Raw genomic sequence first — 16,630 nt, forward strand, 5'->3', positions numbered from 1 at the left:
GTCTGGGTGGTCGGTCAGGGTCGCGCTCGGGGTTCGGCCCGGGGCCGGGTCCGCCGCTGTGACGACGCCGGGTGCGGCGGTCGGTTCCTAACGTCGGTGGCATGACTCGCATCCGTCGCACCGCCGTAGCCGTCGCCCTCGCGCTCGTCCTGCCGCTGCCGATCGTCGGAGCAGGTACGGCGTTAGCCGCCTCGCCGCAGGTCCCCACCCCCGCCACCACCGCCGCCACCGCGCCCGCGCCCGCCGGGCAGGGCGTCCAGCTGGCGCTGCCCCGCCCGACCGGGCCGTACCCGGTCGGGGTCAACACGCTGCACCTGGTCGACCAGGACCGCCCGGACCCGTGGGTGCCGAGCGCGGGACCACGGCAGCTGATGGTGTCGATGTACTACCCCGCCCGGTCCGGCACCGGCCGGCCGGCTCCCTACATGACCACCGGCGAGGCCACGGCCTTCCTGGACATGGAGGGCCTCGGCAACGCCTTCCCGGCGCAGACGCTCGCCGACGCCCGTACCTACGCGGCCACCGACGCCCGGCCCGAGCACGGCAGGTACCCGCTGGTGGTGCTCTCCCCCGGCTTCGAACTGCCGCGCCAGACGCTCACCGGCCTCGCGGTGGACCTGGCCAGCCGCGGCTACGTCGTCGCGCTCGTCAACCACACCTACGAGGACTCCGGGACGAGCTTCCCCGACGGGCAGACACTCGGCTGCACCACCTGCGGCCCGAACGGCCCGGCGCCCGACAAGGTCGAGCAGAGCCGGGCCGAGGACGTCTCGTTCGTGCTGGACCAGCTGACTGACCGCCATCCAGCCTGGCAGTACGCGCAGTTGATCGACCGCAAGCGGATCGGCATGGCCGGCCACTCGCTCGGCGGCGCCGCCGTCGTCCCGACCATGGCGGCCGACCAGCGGGTGCGGGCCGGCGCCGATCTGGACGGCAGGCTCTTCGTCCCGGTGCCGGCCGGCGGTCTCGGCGGCCGGCCGGTGCTGTTGCTCGGCAACCCGGTGAACCACGCCGTCGGCGGCGACGAGTCGAGCTGGGCGGACGACTGGCCGAACCTCGACGGCTGGAAGCGCTGGCTGACCGTCACCGGGTCCGACCACGTCAGCTTCACCGACGTGCCGGTGCTCGCCGACGAGGCGGGCATCACCGGCGTGGACGGCTCGATCCCGTCGGTGCGGGCCGAGCAGCTCACCCGCAGCTACGTCGGGGCCTTCTTCGACGAGCAGCTCAAGGGGATCCCGCAGCCACTGCTCGACGGCCCGTCACCGGCCGATCCGGAGGTCGTCTTCCAGCAGCGGCCCTGACACCATGCCAGAACGCCCCGCTCGGGTCGGCCCCGAACACGCCCGTGTCGGCGCAGGTCAGGGCGGGGCGGGCCGCTACGGTGGCGGGCATGCCCGGTGAAACCGATCTCCAGAAGCTGCTCGCCGACATGCGTCCCGTGCTCAACCCGGGCCGGTACGTGTACTGCACGTTCCCGGGGCGGGTCCCGACGGGGCTGCGCCCGGTGGCCACGGTCGCCGAGCCGGAGGGCCTGACCGCGGTGCTGGACCAGGAGGAGGCCGACTCGCTCGGCCTGCAGTACGACTACGTGGCCGCCTGGATCACGCTGCGGATCCACTCCGCGCTGGCCGCCGTCGGTCTCACGGCAGCGGTCGCCGCGCGGCTCACGAAGCACGGCATCAGCTGCAACGTGGTGGCCGGCTTCCACCACGACCACCTCTTCGTCCCGGTCGGCGAGGCCGAGCGGGCGGTCAAGGCGCTGGAACGGCTGGCGGCGGAGAACACCTGAGGGCGGGCGCCGCGCGTTGTCGCGCGGCGCCCGCCCTCGGCCGTCCCGTCCAGACCCGTCCCGTCCCGCCTACTGGCGGTGCAGGACCACCACCTGCTCCTGGTTGAAGACGACCGTGTAGGACGTGCCCGGGTGCAGCGCGGTGGCGTAGCCGGGCAGGTCGGTCGGCCCGCCCGTCCAGCCGGCCAGATCGACCATCAGGTACTCCGGCGGGGTCGGCTTGCTGCCGCCGAGCCAGAACGCGTCGTCCTTCGCCGCCAGCTGGGCCAGCGGCGCCATCGAGGCCTCGATCGTGACGTTCGGCGGCACCTGGGCGATCGCCGCCCGCAGCGCCTGCGCGTGCCGGCCGCCGCTCCAGGCGGACGGGTCGCCGAGGGCGCCGAGGCCGACCGGCAGGCTGACCAGGCAGGCCGCCGCGATCGCCGGCGCGGCCGGGATCATGCCCTCGGCGAAGCCCTTGAAGCTCACCGCCCAGCGGTGCTCGGACTCCCGGATCCGGCGCACGGCGTCCACCAGGGCCAGGAAGAGGATCGGCATCAGCGTCGCGTTGTAGTGCCAGTCCGGGCCCCAGAACATCGAGTTGGAGCTGCCGAAGCGCCAGGCCAGGGTCGGCAGCGCGAGCACCACCAGCGGTGAGCGCAGCGCGATGAACCCGACGATGCCGAACAGCCAGCCGGTCGTCTTCCAGACCGTCAGGCGGGTGAACGGCCCGCTGACCACCTGCCACAGGTGCGGGTGGCTGCCGCCGGGCAGCTTGGTCCAGTAGTCGAAGTGGTGCTGCGGGTTGAAGTGCGGGATCAGCACCCCGATCGTCAGCGCCGTGAACACCACGCCGAAGACCGCCAGCACCGCGCCGGTGTACCAGCGCCGCCCCGAGAGCGCGAGCAGCACGCCGACCGCCGCCACGGTCAGGCCCATGTCCTCCTTGACCAGCACCAGCGGCAGCGCCCACCAGGCGGCCCGCTCCCAGCGGCCGAGCAGCAGCTGGCGGCAGACCACGGCGAGCAGCGGGACGGCGAACGCGATCTCGTGGAACTCCGCGTCGATCGCGCGCTGCAGGCCCCAGGAGAGGCCGTACGCGGTGCCGATCAGCAGGCCGTGGTCGAGCTTCTTGAGCACCCGCGCGGCGGTGTCCGAGACCACGCCGACCGACCAGGCGAACAGCGCGGCCTGGGCGACCAGCAGGGTGGCGGCCGAGGGGAACAGCCGGAAGAACGGCGCGAGCAGCGCGAGGATCGGCGACCAGTGGTCACCGAGGGCGTTGAAGCCGGGCCCCTTTATCGAGACGATCGGCGCGCTCAGGTGCGCGTAGCCCCGGACCACCTCGGTGAAGATGCCCAGGTCCCAGGAGGGCGAGCCGAAGCGCTCGTAGCGGACCAGCGCGAGCACGCTGAACGCGGCCAGGAATATCACGGCGAGACCAATGTGCGGCCCGACCCGCAGCACCCGCTCGGAGTTGCCGACCCGGGCCACCCGACCCCAGGCAGGAGTGCGTTGGACCGGGATCGCGTTCTCCCGTGTCTCAGCCATGCCGCTGTGCCCCCTTGACGGTCCGCGGCCGCTTCATGAGCGCATGAGCGCGGTGCGATTGCTGGACGAAACGAATGCCGTACGAAAGGTGCACGCTACCGCGAGCGCGCTCGAACGCCACAGGCCGCCCCGAGCGGCCGTTCCGCTTCTCCCGGATGGCGGACGCCCTATCGTGGTGTCATGCCGTCCGCAGAGCTGATCAGGATCGTCTCGCGTTCCTCGCCCATGGCACTGGCCCAGGTGGCCCGGGTCCAGGCCGAACTCACCACGCTGCACCCGGGGATCCGGACCGAGGTGGTTCCGGTCACCACCTCCGGCGACCGATGGCCCGGCGCGCTCTCCGAGCTCGGTGGCAAGGGCGCGTTCACCAAGGAGGTGGACGCGGCGCTGCTGGCCGGCGAGGCCGACCTGGCCGTCCACTGCGTCAAGGACGTGCCCGCCGACCGCCCGCTGCCGGCCGGCACCGTCTTCGCCGCGTTCCTGCGCCGCGACGACGTGCGCGACGCGCTGGTGCACCCCGGCGGCCTGACCCTCGACGAGCTGCCGGCCGGCACCCGGATCGGCACCTCCTCGGTGCGCCGGGTCGCGCAGCTGGCCGTCACCCACCCGCAGCTGGAGTGCGTGCCGATGCGCGGCAACGCGAACCGGCGGCTGGAGAAGCTCGCCGCCGGCGAGGCCGACGCGCTGCTGCTGGCCGCCTCCGGCCTGGAGCGGATCGGCGAGCAGGCCCGGATCAGCGAGATCCTGAGCGTGGCGGTGATGTGCCCGCCGATCGGCGCCGGGGTGCTGGCACTCCAGTGCCGCGAGCACGACACGGCCACCATCGAGGCGGTCAGCGCGCTGAACGACACCGACGCCTGGCGCGAGACCACCGCCGAGCGGATGTTCCTGCACGTCCTCCAGGGCCACTGCAACAGCCCGATCGCGGGCTACGCGCGCGCCGAGCGGGACGGCCGGCTCTCGCTGCGCGGCCGGGTCTTCTCACCGGACGGCAAGACCGTGCTGGACGCCCACGAGTGGGCCGGCCCGCTCGACCCGGCCACCCTCGGCACCTCGGTCGCGGTCGCCCTGCTGCGCCAGGGCGCCCGGGAGCTGATCGACGGGATCGCGCACTAGGGCAATGTCCGCTTTACTCCCCCTCGCGCCGGTGCTCCTCCGCCGTCTCCGCCACGCCGGCCTCGTGGCCGGCGGCGTAGACGCGCCGGACGAAGTCGGCGGCCTGCTCCTGGCTCAGGTCTTCCGTGAGGGTCATCAGCTCGTCGGTGAATCGGATCAACCAGTGCTGTCGGTGCGCCATGCATCCATGACACCCCGTCAGCCGCGCGCCCGCCCCCGGAGCGGACCCGTTCGGGCGTACGGCCCGTACCGTCCGCACCGCTTGCACCCGAGCGGCGGGCTGTGTCACGCTCCCGACAGCACCACCCGTGCGTCAACTCCCCAGCGGGGCCCGGCCGTCCTCGGCCGGGCCCCGCTGCGTTCCCCAGGAGCAGCCATGCGCATCACCGCCAGCCGCGGCGACCACACCGTGACGACCGAGACTGAAAGGGCCACCCCCGCCCTGCTCCGCCAGGCCGAGGCGACCGCACTGCGCCTGCTCGGCACGCCCGCGCCGAAGACGAGAAAACCGGCCCTGGGTTTCGCCGCGCCCGCCGACCGCTCGCTCAGTGCGCGGGGCACTCCTCGCCGTTCTTGACCACGTCCAGCGTGATCGTCGTCGCACCGGAGGCCTTCGTCCCCGCCGCCGGCAGCTCGGCGCAGACGATCCAGTGCTTCTCCTCGATCACCGCGCGGACATGCGTCGTGCCGCCCACGTCGATGGAGCCGACTTTCGGAAACCCGGCCTTGCCCGCGGCGGCCTTCGCCAGGTCCAGCTGCCGACCGATCAGGTCGGGCACCGGCGTGCCGTCGGGCGCGGGGCTGTAACTGGTACCGCAGGCCGCTACGGTCACGAGCAGCGGGGCGGCGAGGACTACTGTCAGATATCGATATCGGGTACGCACGGCGGAAAGATCTACCAGATCCGTGCAGGCGGCGGACGAGTCGGCCTGTACGCCGGGTTCTGTCTCCCAGGTCGCTTGCGCGGCCAGGGGAGGCGGCCATCCATCTAGGGCTGCCGTTGCCGACAGCCTCGTGCGGTCTACCCGCGGACTCGGGCGAGCAGCCCTCGAACATCCGCGCACGGTGCCCGAGGGCACCGATCCTGACCTTGCTCCGAGTGGGGTTTACCGAGCCGGCCGAGTCACCTCGGTCGCTGGTGGTCTCTTACACCACCGTTTCACCCTTACCTGCCGAGGCAGGCGGTCTGTTTTCTGTGGCACTGTCCCGCGGGTCACCCCGGGTGGGCGTTACCCACCACCCTGCTCTGTGGAGCCCGGACGTTCCTCGGCGGGTCCTGATGGACCCGACGCGGCCGCCCGGCCGGCTCGTCCGCCGTACCGGTCATCCTAGCCGGTCGGAGGGGGTCGGCCGGACGGTGGGCCGGGCCGGGGGCGCGGCGGCGGGGTCGAGCAGTGCGGCGACACGGTCGGCGCTGGCGCGGGCCCGGGCGGTGGTGGTGGCCAGGCCGAGCAGCAGGACGGTCGCGCCGAGGCCGGTGAGGATCCACCAGCCGGCGTGGCTGGCCGGGGCGAAGCCGGTGGCGACCGGGCCGACGACGGCGGAGGTCACCACGGTGCCGATCACCGCGACGCCGAGCGACTGGCCGACCTGGCGGCTGGTCGAGGCGACGGCGGCGGCCACGCCCGCCTGGGCGCGCGGCATGCCGGAGACCGCGGCGTTCGTGATCGGGGCGTTGACCAGGCCGAAGCCGAGGCCGAACAGCGCGTACGCGGCGAGTAGCAGGGCCGCCGGGGAGTCGGCGGTCAGCCGGGTGAGCAGCAGTCCGCTGGCGGCCAGGGCGGCGCCGGAGACGACCAGCGGCAGGCGCGGGCCGCGGGCGCCGACGATCCGGCCGGAGAGCGGGGCGCAGACCAGCGTGAGCGCCGCCATCGGCAGCGTCCACAGGCCGGCCTCGACCGGGCTGTAGTGGCGGACCTCCTGGAGGTACAGCGTGTTGCAGAAGAGGAACCCACCGAGCGAGGCGAACGCGCACACCGCCGTGACGGTGGCCCCGGTGAACGGCACGCTGCGGAAGAACCGCAGGTCGATCAGCGGTTCGGCGCGGCTGCGCTCCCAGAGCGGGAACGCGATGAGGGCGAGCAGCGCGAGCACGCAGAGCCCGAGGATGACCGGCGAGGTCCAGCCGTGCCGCGGGCCCTCGATGATCGCGGCGGTGCCCGCGCCGAGCGCGACGATCGCGAGCAGCTGGCCGACCGGGTCCAGCCGGCGCGGTCGCGGCGCCCGCGACTCGGGGACGTAGCGGGCGGCCAGCACGATCGCGATCAGGCCGATCGGCACGTTGATCAGGAAGATCGACGGCCAGCCGGCGCCGTCCACCAGGAACCCGCCGAGCAGCGGGCCGAGCGCCATGCTGATGCCGACCACCCCGCCCCAGACGCCGATCGCCTGGGCCCGCTCGCGCGGGTCGGTGAAGACGTTGGTGATGATCGACATCGCGACCGGGTTGAGCATCGAGCCGCCGATCGCCTGCAGCGCGCGGAACGCGATCAGCCAGCCGAGGCTGGGCGCGAAGCTGCACAGCAGCGAGCCGAGGACGAAGAGCAGCAGGCCGAGCTGGAAGATCCGGCGGCGGCCGATCCGGTCGGCGACCGAGCCGGAGAGGATCAGCAGCGAGGCCAGCACGAGCGTGTAGGCGTCGATGATCCACTGGAGGCCGGAGGCGGGTGCGTGCAGGTCCCGCTGGATGCTGGGCAGCGCGACGTTCACGATCGTGTTGTCGAGCCCCACGATCAGCAGGCTCAGGCAGCAGATCGCGAGGACCAGGAGCCGCCTGGCGCGGGTGAGTTCATCGGTCGCTTCGGCCACCCGGCCATTGTGACATTGGTGGGATGAATCCGGGAAAAGCCGATCAACGCGTGAGACCAGAGCGTGAGGTCGGCAGGCGAACTGCTCCGGGACGGCTGAACTGCTCCGGGACGGCTTGGCTGCGGCGGGTGGCTTGCTACAAACTGTTGGATACCGCCCCCGCTCCACCGAGGAGAACCCGCACATGCCGTTCCTGGTCCTGCTGCCGCCGTCCGAGGGCAAGGCCACCGCGCCGGAGGGTGCGCCGCTGGACCTCGCGGCCCTCTCGCTGCCCGGCCTGACCGCGGCGCGGACCCGGGTGCTGGACGCCCTGGTCGAGCTCTGCCACGGCGACCAGGACACGGCCGCAACCGTGCTCGGGCTGAGCCAGGGCCTGCGCGGCGAGATCGCGCGCAACGCGGCGCTGCGCACGGCCGGCGCGCTGCCGGCCGGCGAGCTGTACACCGGCGTGCTGTTCGACGCGCTCGGGCTCGGCAAGCTGGACGAGGCGGCCTACGCCCGCGCCGAACGCTCGCTGCTGGTCTTCTCCGGCCTCTGGGGCGCGGTGCGGATCGGCGACCGGATCCCGCCCTACCGCTGCTCGGGCGGCGTGAAACTGCCGCCGCTGGGAGCGCTCGGGGCGTACTGGCGGCGCGAGACGGCGGACGTGCTGCCGGCCGAGGCGGACGGGCTGGTGCTGGACCTGCGCAGCGCGGCGTACGCGGCCTCCTGGAAGCCGGCCGGCGAGCTGGTCGCCCGCACCGCGACGGTCCGGGTGCTCCAGGAGAAGGACGGCAAGCGCTCCGTGGTCAGCCACTTCAACAAGGCCACCAAGGGCCGGCTGGTCCGCGACCTGCTGAACTCCGGCGCCGAGCCGGCCACGCCGGGCGAGCTGCTGGACGTGCTGCGCGGCTTCGGCTACACGGTGGAGGTCGCCGCCCAGGGGACGGCCCGCAAGCCGTGGCAGCTGGACGTGGTCGTGACGGAGATCCACTGAGCGGATCGTGACGGGGCGGCGCCCCGTCACGAACACGCTCAGCGCAGGTGGCTGGTGTCGTTGAGCAGCCGCAGCGAGGCGTTGCCGTCGCTGTAGTACTGCACGGCGCAGATCGAGGCGGCCGACAGCTCCATCCGGTACACCGAGTCCGGCGGCGCGCCGAGCGCGAGGCGGGCCAGCGTCTTGATCGGGCTGACGTGCGAGACCACCAGGACGGTCTTGCCGGCGTAGCGGGCGAGGATCTTGTCCCGGGCCACCCCGACCCGCTGGGTCAGCGTGGCGAAGCTCTCGGTGCTGCCGGTCGGCTTCGCCTTCGTCGAGGCGAGCCAGGCGGTCACGTCGTCCGGGTACTGCTCCTGCGCCTCGGCGAAGGTCAGACCCTCCCAGGCGCCGAAGTCCAGCTCGCGCAGGCCCTCCTCGATCCGCACCTCGAGGCCGAGCCGGATCGCGACCGCCTCGGCGGTCTGCCGGGTGCGCAGCATCGGTGAGCTGACCACGGCCTGGACGGTGCCGCGCTCGGCCAGCGCCTCGGCGGCCCGCTGGGCCTGCCACAGCCCGCGCTCGGAGAGCTCGGGGTCGCTGCCGGTGCTGCCGGAGAACCGCTTCTGCGGGGTGAGCGCCGTCTCGCCGTGCCGGAGCAGGACGAAGGTGGTGGCGGGGCCCAGGTCGGCGGCGGCCGCCCAGCCGGCCTTGGGGGCGGCCGGCTCGGGCAGCGGCTCCTCGGCCGGGAGCGAGACGGAGACCACGGGGGCGGCAGGAACCGGAGCAACGGACCGGGCTCTGGGCTCCCACTGGCGGCCGGCCTTGCCCGCGTCCATCGCCTCGTTGGCGAGCCGGTCGGCGTCCTTGTTCCGCTCGCGCGGGATCCAGGAGTAGTCGACCTGCCCGCGCGGGAAGACGGTGCGGGCCTCGGCGGCCAGCGGCTGCATGTCGGGGTGCTTGATCTTCCAGCGCCCGGACATCTGCTCGACCACCAGCTTGGAGTCCATCCGGACGTCCACGGTGGCCGCCGGGTCGAGCGCGTGGGCGGCCCGCAGACCGGCGATCAGGCCCTTGTACTCGGCGACGTTGTTGGTCGCCCGGCCGATGTACTCGGCCGCCTCGGCGATGATCTGCCCGGTGTCGCCGTCGCGCACCACGGCGCCGTAACCGGCCGGCCCCGGGTTGCCCCGGGACCCGCCGTCCGCCTCGACGATGAACCTGCGAGCCGCCATCGGACTCAGATGCCCGAGTCCGCGGTGCGGACCAGGATCCGGCCGCAGTTGTCGCAGCGGACCACGGCGTCCTTCGGCTCGGCCTTGATCGCGTTCAGGTCGGAGACCGCGAACTCGACCCGGCAGCCCTCGCAGCGGCGCTGGAAGAGCCGGGCCGCGCCGACGCCGCCCTGCTGCTCGCGCAGCCGGGTGTAGAGCTTCAGCAGGTCGGCGGGGATCACCTGGGCCACCGTCTCGCGGTCCCGGGTGACCTTGGCGGCCTCGGCGTCGATCTCGGCGAAGGCGGCGTCGCGGCGGCCGGTGGCCTCGGCGAGCACCACGGAGGAGTGCTCCAGGCGGGCGGTCAGCTCGGTGACCCGGGTCTGCGCGGCCTCCAGGCGCTCCATCACCTCCAGCACGACGTCCTCCAGGTCGGACTGGCGCTTGGCCAGCGAGCCGATCTCGTGCTGGAGGTTCTCCAGGTCCTTGGCGGAGCCGACGGCGCCGGAGTCCATCCGCTGCTGGTTGCGGGCGGCCCGGCTGCGGACCTGCTCGACGTCGCCCTCGGCCTTGGTCAGCTCGCGGGTGGTGTCACCGTGCTGGGCCTGGGCGGCGATCACCAGGTCCTTCAGCGCGGCGTGGTCGGCGTTGGCCTTGTCGATCTCGGCGTGCTCGGGCAGGGTGCGGCGCCGGTGGGCCAGCTGGTCGAGCTTGGAGTCGATGGCCTGGAGGTCGAGGAGGCGGATCTGGTCGGCGGGCGCGGCGTTCAAGCGGGGGGCTCCTGTGGTGACGAGGTCGAGCGGGAATCGGAAGAGTCAGCCGGCGGTGGTCGCCGGGGCGGCAGCGGCTGCCGCGGAGGTGGTGGTGGCCGGGGCGTAGGGCATCGGCGCGTGCGCGGTCCACGGGTCGGTGACCCGGCTGGAGACCCGGGTCTCCAGTGCCAGACCGCGCTCGGCGGCGGCCGCCGTCAGCTCGCGGGCGGCGAGGGTGAGCCAGGGCCACTCGGTGGCCCAGTGCGCGGCGTCCACCAGGGCGACCGGGGCCGCCTCGGTGGCCTCCGACGCCGGGTGGTGCCGCAGGTCGGCGGTGAGGTAGGCGTCCACGCCGGACTGCCGGACGGCCTCGAAGAAGCTGTCGCCGGAGCCGCCGCAGACCGCGACCCGGTGGATCGGCCGGTCCGGGTCGCCGGAGACCCGCACGCCGGTCGCGGTCGCGGGCAGCCCCGCGGCGACCTGGGCGGCGAAGGCGGACAGCGGCAGCGGCTCGGGCAGCTCGCCGATCCGGCCGGTGCCGCGACGGCCCTCGGGGTCGGTCGGGTCCGGCACCAGCGGGCCGGTGACCGTCAGGCCGACCGCCTCGGCCAGTGCGTCGGAGACGCCGGGGGCGGCGTGGTCGGCATTGGTGTGCGCGACGTGCAGCGCGATCCCGGCACGGATCAGCGAGTGCACCACCCGGCCCTTGAACCCGGTCGCGGCCACGCTGGTGGTGCCGCGCAGGTAGAGCGGGTGGTGCGTGACGATCAGGTCGGCGCCCCACTCGACGGCCTCTTCGACCACCGTCTGCACGGGGTCGACGGCGAACAGCACCCGGCGCACCTCGTCGGCGGGGTCGCCGCAGACCAGGCCGACGGCATCCCAGGACTCCGCCCACCTCGGCGGGTAGCGCTCCTCGAGCAGGCTGATGACGTCGGACAGTTTCGGCACCCGTTGAGACTACCGCTTGACGGCCGGTGGCCGGGGCCGCGGGCCCGCGCGCCCCACCGCGGCCGGGGCCCGGAGCAGGCCCGGGCGGGGCCGGGCCGGGCTGCGAACCGAAAGTGTGGCCTGCGCACCAGGACATGGGCATGCGGCGCCGCGCGTCAACCGGCGTGCACCGGCGCACGGAAGCCGGCCGGGCGGACCGGCGGGCCCGCGATGCGCGGCCCGCCCAGCGCACCCCGGTCACACCAGGGCGGGTGCGCGGGGGCGAAAGCGACTCCGGATCACCCTTAAGAGTGAAGTGACCCCGTAGCCGTTGAGCGACCCGGGCGGCGAAAGTAACTTCTGTGGTGCAGAAGCGAGTTGCCTCGGCCGGGGGGTCGATACCAGGCCCGCAGTCCACGCTCCGCCGCAGGCGGCGGCGGGTTTCGGGAGCGGACCGAGCCGGGCGACTGCGCCATCTCACTGCGCCATCTCCGAGGGCCGATCGGCTCTGCGGACACCGGGGCCGTCACGGCCGAATCCGAAGGGGTGTGAAGCGGGTATGGGGGCGGACACACCGCTGCGTTCGGCCGAACCAACGGTGCCGGCACCGATACCGGTGCCGGTGCCGGACACGTGGCGATCCGGGGCACCTGCGGACGACACGCTGGTGGAGGTGGCACGGGCGGCCGTGACCGGCACCGGGGCACCGGGTGGGGGTGCCGGGGGCGACTGGGCGGCCGCCTTCGACAGCTTCTGGTGCACGGTCCGGCCGCCCGAGGTGCTCGCCGATCCGGGCCTCCTGCCGCGGCAGGGCTGGAAGATCCACGTCAGCGCGGCCGGCACGGTGGCCGTCGAGGTGCTCTCGGCTGTGGCCGGGGTGCTCGCGGCGGACCGCTGCGTCTTCAAGTTCGCGGCCGACCGGGACCGGCTGCACCAGCTGAACTCGCGCAACAGCGAACGCGGTTCGGCCGGCAAGTTCATCACCGTCTATCCGCTGGACGACGCGCAGTTCCTGCGCCTGCTGGACGAGCTGCACCGGGCCACCGAGGGCATGCCCGGGCCGGTGGTGCTCTCCGACCGGCCGTTCGCGCCCGGCAGCCTGGTGCACTACCGCTACGGCGTCCTCACCGGCCGCGCCGAGCTGGGCAACGACGGCAGCTACCGCTCGATGCTGCACGGCCCGGCCGGCGAGGCGGTCGAGGACGTGCGGGCGGCGAGCTACCGCCGTCCGCCGTGGGTGGCCGACCCCGTCGAGGGGAGGGGGTCGGCACCGGGCGCGGCGCCACGGCCCGGCGGCGGCCGGCGCGCGGCCGGCGGCGTGCTGATCGCCGGCCGGTACGCGCTCACCGCGGCCGTCCGGCACGGCACCAAGGGCGGCGTCTTCCTCGGCACCGACACCCACACCGGCGAGTCCGTCGTGGTCAAGCAGGCCCGCGCGCACATCGAGGTGGACCGGGCCGGCACCGACGCCCGTGCCGCGCTGCGGCACGAGGCCATGATGCTGGCCGAGCTGGCACCGCTCGGCCTGACCGCCCGACCGCTCGACCTGGTCGAGCAGCAGGACTCGGTGCTGCTGGTCCAGGAGCGGATCCCCGGCCAGCCGCTGGGCAGTTGGGTGCACGCCCGGCTCTCCGGCGACGGCGCGCCGGACGTGCCCTGGGCGCAGGCCCGGCCGATCGCGCTGGGCCTGATCGAGCTGCTGGAGCAGGTGCACGGCGCCGGCCTGGTGCTGCGCGACCTGTCGCCCGGCAACGTGATGGTCCGCCCCGACGGCTCGCTGCGCCTGATCGATCTCGAACTCGCCTGCCGGGCCGGTGCGGTGGCCGGTGCGGCCGGCACCCCCGGCTACCGGGCGCCGGAGCAGACACCCGGCCCGCAGGAGATCTCGGCGCTGCGGGTCAGCCTGCGCGCCGAGCCGGCGGCCGACCTGTTCGCGCTCGGCGGCCTCTTCTTCCTCCTCTCCACCGGACACGACCCGCTGCTGCCGGAGGACCTGCCACGGGCCCGCCCGGTGCCCGCGCGGCTCGGCCGCTGGCTGGCGCTGGCCGCCCGCGAGGGGCTGACGGCCCGCCGGCTGGCCCCGGCGGTGCTCGGGCTGCGCGCCGAACTCCCCACCGATCGCTGGACCCTGGCGCAGGCCAGGGAGGCCCTCGGCACCGACTGGTCACCGACCGGCGCATCGGCCGGCGCTGCGACGGGCGCCGCGGTCGTGGTGCTGCCGCAGCCGCTGGAGCGGGTACTGACCGACGGGCTGCGCCACCTGGTCGCCACCGCGACCCCGCAACGGCGGGACCGGCTCTGGCCGGTCGTCCCCGCCGCACAGCTGAGCGACCCGTGCAACGTGCAGCACGGCGCGGCCGGTGTGCTGGCGGTGCTGGCCCGCGCGCTCGCCGTCCCCACCATGAACCACGAGCTGCACGAGCGGATCGCGACCACCGCCCGGCAGGCGGCCGAGTGGATCGAACGGCGCTGCGCCGCCGAGCCCGTCGTCCTGCCCGGCCTGCACTTCGGCCGCTCCGGCCCGGTCTGGGCGCTGCTGGACGCCGCCGAGGTGCTCGGCGACCAGGCGCTCGCCGAACGGGCCCGCCGGCTCGCGACCCGGATCCCGGTGCGCTGGCCCAACCCCGACATCTGCCACGGCGCGGCCGGCGCCGGCTTCCTGCGCCTGCGGCTCGGCGAGCACGCCGCGGCGCTGGAGGGCGCCCACGCGCTGCTGGCCGCCGCCGAGGAGGAGCCGTACGGCACGGTCTGGCCGGTGCCGAAGGGCTTCGACTCCGAGCTGGCCGGCATCACCCACCTCGGCTTCGGCCACGGCGTGGCCGGGGTCGGCGCGTTCCTGCTCGCCACCCACCGCGCGACCGGCGATCCGGCGCTGCTGGCCGGTGCCGAACGGGCTGCCGCGACGCTGGCCGCCACCGTGCGCCGACACGGCGACGCGGCCTGGTGGCCGCAGAGCGCCGCCGACCCGGAGGCGGTCCGGCTCGCGCACTGGTGCAGCGGCTCCTCCGGCGCGGGCAGCTTCCTGCTGCGGCTCTGGCAGACCACCGGCGATCCGGCGGTGCGCGAGCTGGCCGAGGCAGCCGGCCGAGCGGTGCTGGACGGCCGCTGGCACTGCGGCACCAGCGCCTGCCACGGGCTGGCGGGCAACGGCGAGTACCTGCTCGACCTGGCCGAGGCCACCGGGCAGGAACGATTCCGCAGTGGCGCCCGGGAGCTGGCCGACCTGATCACCGCCCGCGCCGCACTGCGCGACGGCCTGCTGGTGGTGCCGGACGAGACCGGCACCGGCTGCGCGGCCGGCTACGGCACTGGCACCGCCGGACCGCTCGGATTCCTGCTGCGGCTGCTGCACGGCGGCCCGCGGCTCTGGCTGGACCCGGTCTCCCCCGTGGCGGTGACCGCATGAACGACGTCACGGACACCGTGCTGCGCACCGCGGCCCCGGCGCTGCGCCGGCTGAGCTTCACCTTCGCCGCCGACGGCTCGCACGCCGCCTGCCTGGCGGCCGGCTCGGACGGCGGCTGGTACGCCGAGAGCTGGCGGCTGGCCGGCCCGGGGCCGGCGGTCCCGACCGCGCTGCGGCCGGCCGGCGGCCGCTCGGAGAGCCTGCGCTCCCAGCTCGTCGCGCTGCCCGACGGCCGGGTGCTGGTCTGCCGGCACGACGGCGACCGGCACGACCTGGTGCTGCTCGCGTCAGCCCCGGCGACCCCAGCGGAGCAGCCGGTCGCCACGCCGGTCGCCACGCTGCGGATGTCCGGACTGCGCCTGCTGCCGACACCCGTGCCACCCGAAGGGCTCGCCCCCGACGCGCCGGTCGCCGTCGCGCTCGGCAGTGACACCCTCCCGAGCACCACCGCCTGGCTGGTCTACGGCGACGGCCGGGCGCCGTTACGGGTCGCCGAGCTCGCCGGCCTGCACGGCGGCGGGGTCTGGCTGGACCGGACCGGACGGCTGCTCGCGCTGGACCGGGTGCGCGACGGCAAGGTCCGCAGCGTCGCACTGGACCTGCGGCTCGGCACCGTGACCCCACTGCTGGAGATCTCCGAGGGCAGCAACGACCGGCTGGTGCTCTTCGACCCGGACACCCGGTTCCTGCTGCTGCGCAGCGACGCGCCGGGCGACGACCGGCTCGGCTGGGGCGTGCTGGGCGGCGCGGCGCCGGTGCGGTTCCCGGACTGCCTGCACGTGCCAGGGCGGTTCCTGCGGCCGGTGGCGCTGGAGACGGGCGGCAGCGATCCCGGGCAGCAGCGCGATCCCGCACAGCAGCGGGTGGCCGTGCAGATCGACCACGGCGCCTCCTCGGCGCTCGCCCTGTGGCGGCCGAGCGAGGGGCGGCTGACACCGCTGCCGGTGCCGGCCGGCCGGCTCGGCGCGGTCGGCCACTGGTCGGCGAGCGGGCTGCGGATGCCGTACTCCGCGCCCGACCACCCGCCGGGACTGGCCGCGCTGGCGGTGGACGTCCTGCTCGACACCGCCGCGCTCGACGCCGCCACGCCCGACAGCATGGCGGCGGCCACCGACACGCCGTCCGTCAGCACGCCGTCGGCCGATCGGCGGGTCCCGGCCGGGCCACCGCCCGGCTGGCGGCTGGACGGCAGCGCCGGGCCGACCGACGGACCGCGCTGGCACCCCGCGCAGCCGGTGCAGCTGGCCGGCCCGGCCGGGCCGATCGAGGCCGTGGTCTACGGCGGCGCGGCCTGGCTGACCAGCCCGCAGCTGGTCCTCGCCCTGCACGGCGGCCCCGCCGACGCCTGGCGGCTGGAGTTCGATCCGGTGCTCCAGCGGATGGCGGCCGAGGGCCTGGCCGTCCTCGCGCCCAACCAGCGCGGCAGCACGGGCTACGGCCTCGGCTACGCGATGGCGATCCGCGGTGCCTGGGGCGGCCCGGACCTGGCGGACGTACTGACGCTGCTCGACGGCATCGCCGGCCGGCGGGCCGCGCTCGGCCTCGAACCGCCCTCGCTCTTCGGGGTCAGCTACGGCGCGTTCCTGGCGCTGCTGACCGCCGCGCACGCCGCTGCCGACCAGGTCGCGCGGTGCGCCGTGGTCGCGCCGTTCCTGTCCGGGGCCCGGTTGCTCGCCGAGGCCTCGCCACCGGTCCGCACGCTCACCAGCCGGCTCGGCGGCGAGCAGCCGGTCGAGGACGAACGCGGGCCGCGCGACGTGCTGCACCTGGCCGGCCGGCTCACCGCGCCGCTGCTGCTCGTGCACGGCGACCGGGACGAGGTCGTGCCGGTCGGCCAGTCCCGCGCACTGCGGCAGGAGCTGCTGAGGATCGGCCGCACCGAGGGCAGCGACTTCCGCTACGTGGAGGCGGCCGGCGCCGGGCACGAGGTGCTGGCCGAGGAGGGCGGGGCCGTGCTGCACGAGCTGCTCGCCGGCTTCCTGCGCACCGGCCGCACCGGGTAGCACCGGCTGACACCGAGCCGCCGAGCGGCTCGCCCACCAGATTTCCCGCGGTCCGCAACGCCGTTGCGGCGGGCGGCGGGAGCCAGACCTGCGGCCGTACCGGCCGCAGTCGGTGCCACCGAGG

At 74.8% G+C, this 16,630-nt stretch carries 14 protein-coding genes and 1 other RNA gene; 7 read left to right on the forward strand and 8 right to left on the reverse strand.

Features of this window, described 5'->3' with window-relative positions; genetic code table 11:
* Positions 1-101 precede the first annotated feature (101 nt).
* Positions 102-1,304: an alpha/beta hydrolase family protein gene (locus AC060L_RS15055; protein WP_483799229.1), complete on the forward strand. Its 1,203-nt coding sequence runs from the start codon at positions 102-104 to the stop codon at positions 1,302-1,304.
* Between the two features lie 89 nt (positions 1,305-1,393).
* Positions 1,394-1,792 carry an ACT domain-containing protein gene (locus AC060L_RS15060; RefSeq protein WP_483799230.1) on the forward strand — a complete coding sequence of 133 codons (399 nt, stop codon included), beginning with the start codon at positions 1,394-1,396 and terminating at the stop codon, positions 1,790-1,792.
* 69 nt (positions 1,793-1,861) lie between these two features.
* On the opposite strand, the gene AC060L_RS15065 is transcribed toward AC060L_RS15060, so the two are convergent.
* Entirely contained in the window at positions 1,862-3,322 is a 1,461-nt protein-coding gene (locus AC060L_RS15065) for a DUF2079 domain-containing protein (RefSeq protein ID WP_483799231.1), read from the reverse strand.
* 180 nt (positions 3,323-3,502) lie between these two features.
* Between AC060L_RS15065 and hemC the strand changes: the two genes are divergently transcribed.
* On the forward strand, positions 3,503-4,438 hold the full coding sequence (gene hemC, locus AC060L_RS15070) for a hydroxymethylbilane synthase (RefSeq protein WP_483799232.1): 936 nt from the start codon (positions 3,503-3,505) through the stop codon (positions 4,436-4,438).
* Positions 4,439-4,451: 13 nt separating this feature from the next.
* Here the strand turns inward: hemC and AC060L_RS15075 are convergent, their stop codons facing one another.
* Complete coding sequence (locus AC060L_RS15075) at positions 4,452-4,619, reverse strand: hypothetical protein (RefSeq protein WP_483799233.1); 168 nt, start codon at positions 4,617-4,619, stop codon at positions 4,452-4,454.
* Between the two features lie 195 nt (positions 4,620-4,814).
* Between AC060L_RS15075 and AC060L_RS15080 the strand changes: the two genes are divergently transcribed.
* Entirely contained in the window at positions 4,815-5,015 is a 201-nt protein-coding gene (locus tag AC060L_RS15080; RefSeq protein ID WP_483799234.1) for a hypothetical protein, read from the forward strand.
* Here the strand turns inward: AC060L_RS15080 and AC060L_RS15085 are convergent.
* From AC060L_RS15085 to AC060L_RS15095, 3 genes are all read right to left on the reverse strand, one after another.
* Positions 4,984-5,322, reverse strand: coding sequence for a hypothetical protein (locus tag AC060L_RS15085; protein ID WP_483799235.1), 339 nt, complete (start codon positions 5,320-5,322; stop codon positions 4,984-4,986). The two genes, AC060L_RS15080 and AC060L_RS15085, sit on opposite strands and share 32 nt — an antisense overlap.
* Before the next feature lie 32 nt (positions 5,323-5,354).
* Positions 5,355-5,748: RNase P RNA component class A (gene rnpB / locus AC060L_RS15090), an RNA gene on the reverse strand.
* A gap of 13 nt (positions 5,749-5,761) precedes the next feature.
* Positions 5,762-7,246 carry a DHA2 family efflux MFS transporter permease subunit gene (locus AC060L_RS15095; RefSeq protein WP_483799236.1) on the reverse strand — a complete coding sequence of 495 codons (1,485 nt, stop codon included), beginning with the start codon at positions 7,244-7,246 and terminating at the stop codon, positions 5,762-5,764.
* A 184-nt stretch (positions 7,247-7,430) separates the two neighbouring features.
* Here AC060L_RS15095 and yaaA point away from each other — a divergent pair, with 184 nt between their 5' ends.
* A complete protein-coding gene (gene yaaA, locus AC060L_RS15100; RefSeq protein WP_483799237.1) occupies positions 7,431-8,222 on the forward strand; it encodes a peroxide stress protein YaaA in 792 nt (263 codons plus the stop codon).
* 38 nt (positions 8,223-8,260) lie between these two features.
* Here yaaA and AC060L_RS15105 read toward each other — a convergent pair whose 3' ends face one another.
* From AC060L_RS15105 to AC060L_RS15115, 3 genes are read right to left on the reverse strand one after another with little or no spacing between them, the layout of a single operon-like run.
* On the reverse strand, positions 8,261-9,436 hold the full coding sequence (locus AC060L_RS15105; RefSeq protein WP_483799238.1) for a bifunctional RNase H/acid phosphatase: 1,176 nt from the start codon (positions 9,434-9,436) through the stop codon (positions 8,261-8,263).
* Positions 9,437-9,441: 5 nt separating this feature from the next.
* Entirely contained in the window at positions 9,442-10,185 is a 744-nt protein-coding gene (locus tag AC060L_RS15110) for a zinc ribbon domain-containing protein (protein ID WP_483799239.1), read from the reverse strand.
* A 45-nt stretch (positions 10,186-10,230) separates the two neighbouring features.
* Positions 10,231-11,118 (reverse strand): Nif3-like dinuclear metal center hexameric protein, encoded by an 888-nt coding sequence (locus AC060L_RS15115; protein WP_483799240.1) that lies wholly within the window; start codon positions 11,116-11,118, stop codon positions 10,231-10,233.
* A 652-nt stretch (positions 11,119-11,770) separates the two neighbouring features.
* On the opposite strand from AC060L_RS15115, the gene lanL reads away from it, so the two are divergent.
* Positions 11,771-14,503, forward strand: coding sequence for a class IV lanthionine synthetase LanL (gene lanL, locus AC060L_RS15120; RefSeq protein ID WP_483799241.1), 2,733 nt, complete (start codon positions 11,771-11,773; stop codon positions 14,501-14,503).
* Positions 14,500-16,506: a S9 family peptidase gene (locus AC060L_RS15125; protein ID WP_483799242.1), complete on the forward strand. Its 2,007-nt coding sequence runs from the start codon at positions 14,500-14,502 to the stop codon at positions 16,504-16,506. The genes lanL and AC060L_RS15125 overlap by 4 nt, the downstream gene beginning before the upstream one ends.
* Positions 16,507-16,630: the final 124 nt, after the last annotated feature.

The sequence above is a fragment of the Kitasatospora sp. NEAU-69 genome, assembly GCF_057158765.1.

Coding starts and splice junctions, on each gene's coding strand:
- AC060L_RS15125 (WP_483799242.1), top strand. CDS start 14,500: ATGAACGACGTCACGGACACCGTGCTGCGCACCGCGGCCCCGGCGCTG.
- AC060L_RS15055 (WP_483799229.1), top strand. CDS start 102: ATGACTCGCATCCGTCGCACCGCCGTAGCCGTCGCCCTCGCGCTCGTC.
- AC060L_RS15080 (WP_483799234.1), top strand. CDS start 4,815: ATGCGCATCACCGCCAGCCGCGGCGACCACACCGTGACGACCGAGACT.
- hemC (WP_483799232.1), top strand. CDS start 3,503: ATGCCGTCCGCAGAGCTGATCAGGATCGTCTCGCGTTCCTCGCCCATG.
- AC060L_RS15065 (WP_483799231.1), bottom strand. CDS start 3,322: ATGGCTGAGACACGGGAGAACGCGATCCCGGTCCAACGCACTCCTGCC.
- AC060L_RS15105 (WP_483799238.1), bottom strand. CDS start 9,436: ATGGCGGCTCGCAGGTTCATCGTCGAGGCGGACGGCGGGTCCCGGGGC.
- yaaA (WP_483799237.1), top strand. CDS start 7,431: ATGCCGTTCCTGGTCCTGCTGCCGCCGTCCGAGGGCAAGGCCACCGCG.
- AC060L_RS15060 (WP_483799230.1), top strand. CDS start 1,394: ATGCCCGGTGAAACCGATCTCCAGAAGCTGCTCGCCGACATGCGTCCC.
- AC060L_RS15075 (WP_483799233.1), bottom strand. CDS start 4,619: ATGGCGCACCGACAGCACTGGTTGATCCGATTCACCGACGAGCTGATG.